Source organism: Aeromonas sp. QDB11 (assembly GCF_027705265.1).
Classification (GTDB): domain Bacteria; phylum Pseudomonadota; class Gammaproteobacteria; order Enterobacterales; family Aeromonadaceae; genus Aeromonas; species Aeromonas allosaccharophila.
In genome coordinates, this window is the sequence record NZ_JAPDBM010000148.1 from 1 (window position 1) to 2,005 (window position 2,005).

The following is a 2,005-nucleotide window of genomic DNA, read 5'->3' on the forward strand; positions in this document are numbered from 1 at the left end:
ACAGTTTTGGGAAAAACGAGGATAACGCTTTTCAGTATCTCGACAGGGATAACTTACTTTACCATCGGTTATCCCTTTTAGCCGCACAAATTTTAGCCATGGCTTTTCAGGAAGTCAGGGCTATCAGAATGGCCTTAGAAAGCCTAGTCAAAGAGCTGTCACGAGAACACCGTTAGCTTAGCGTACGATTTTTTCCGAATTCTGCGGTTCCCCCTCCAGGCACCTTGAACTCCGAACAGAAAACAAGGTACCTATTGTGACACCCAACCGGCCAAGATAATTGTCGTCAACCGGTCATCCTAATTGTCGCCGAACAGAGGGTGAGGGCGCATGTTGTCAGCTTACTTTCCACAGCAAACGGTTTTACTCCATGAACTGTAAGGTTATTAACATCATCGGACCCTTTTGTTTGCTTCCGTCATCAGAAGATTAAAAAGAGCCCGAGCAGCAGGTCCTGTCTCCTCGCCCTTAGGTAGGGTTAGATGAAGGGGAACCTGGTAGTCAAATCCCTCCTGAATATCAAGGTTAACAATCTCAGGATTATTGATTTTATTAATAAGGTGTTCAGGAATTCGGCAAAATCCCAAACCTGAAATCACTGCGTCAATTGCATAATCAAAATTGTCCACCGTTAATCTGCGTTGTGTTTTCAGCCAGCCAACATTTTCCCCCTGAAAGTTTTCGTCGCGACCTAAGTCTCTCAGAACAATTTGAGTTGTATTTACCAATTCATTTACATTGATATTCTTTTGCCTGGAAAGTGGGTGCCTGGAAGAAATTACCGGCAACATCTTTACATGGCCAAAGAAAGATGATGGGTGATTTTCAACAGGTAGGTTAATAATGGCAATATCAGATATTTTTTCTTTAACGTATTTTCGGGTAGAGCTAAGCGAGGTTTCGCGCAAAGTAACAGATGTTAATTCATTATTAGAACAGAATGTTGTCAAGGGACCATAAATCCAGTTGCGATCACAAAGATGATCCACTGAGACTGTGAGATTGGACTCGTATCTTTCGGAAAGGAGATGACTCTGTTTTTCTAATTGCCGGGCTATTTCAAGCATGGTGCCCGCTTTTCGTAAAAGAAAAGTCGCATTGGCTGTTAAACGCGTCTTGTTGCCTACCACCTCAACCAGCTTCGTACCAAGCTGATCTTCAAGTTTTTTCACTGAATACAAAAGAGTGGTGTGGCTCTTATTTAACCTTTCAGCAGCGCCCTGCACACTTCCTTCTTCGCTGATAGCAACTAAGTTCACCCACTGGTCGAGTGTGGATTTCAGTCTTTCTGTCATATTTTTGAACACATAATGGCTAATTTATGAAGTTGATTGTGCAATAAATTCATAATAACATACAGGCATTCTGAGAAAACGTTAGCACTGGAGGTATGATGTCGAACAAACTTTTACAGCTACACTTTGATTTTCATGGCCCGTTTGGTCCCGAAATGTCTCGTCAACTGGTAGGCCTGGCAGAATCAATCAATTCTGAACCTGGTTTTATCTGGAAAATCTGGACTGAAAGTAAGGATAATCAAGAGGCTGGCGGCATTTACCTGTTTCAGGATGAGGATACTGCATTGGCTTATGTCAAAAAGCACTCAGAACGCCTGAAGCCACTCGGGGTGTCCGAAGTCATCTACAAAATTTTCGATGTGAATGAGCCACTCACTAAGATAAACCGGGGTCAGGCGCAGTAATCGGAATGTCATTCAGGGAGGTTTATCCATGCCTCCCTGAATGAATGCCTGGCGGCTAATTACACGTGTATAACCTATCATTTATTTTCATTTCTTCGTTCTTGCTGACGAAAACAGGTTCAAAAGAGTGTCTCACCTGAGGGATCCCCACAAATTGCTCCCCCATATTATCCACACTCTATCAGATCGTCCGGTGTCCAGCACCACTGAGCCTGACTCTTATACACCTTAGAGATCCCCTCATTTTTAGAGACTCAAATAATTCCAAGTGTGCGGCTATATAAACGGTGTTGCTTCAGGTAG

2 protein-coding genes are annotated in these 2,005 nt (G+C 43.1%); one reads left to right on the plus strand and one right to left on the minus strand.

What is annotated here, in order from left to right:
• Positions 1 to 392: 392 nt before the first annotated feature.
• The gene (locus tag OKC40_RS22245) at positions 393 to 1,295 is read right to left on the minus strand and encodes a LysR family transcriptional regulator (RefSeq protein WP_270694375.1); all 903 of its coding nucleotides are present in this window, start codon (positions 1,293 to 1,295) and stop codon (positions 393 to 395) included.
• A gap of 98 nt (positions 1,296 to 1,393) precedes the next feature.
• On the opposite strand from OKC40_RS22245, the gene OKC40_RS22250 reads away from it, so the two are divergent.
• Positions 1,394 to 1,702 carry a monooxygenase gene (locus OKC40_RS22250; RefSeq protein WP_185666326.1) on the plus strand — a complete coding sequence of 103 codons (309 nt, stop codon included), beginning with the start codon at positions 1,394 to 1,396 and terminating at the stop codon, positions 1,700 to 1,702.
• The last annotated feature ends 303 nt before the right edge of the window (positions 1,703 to 2,005 follow it).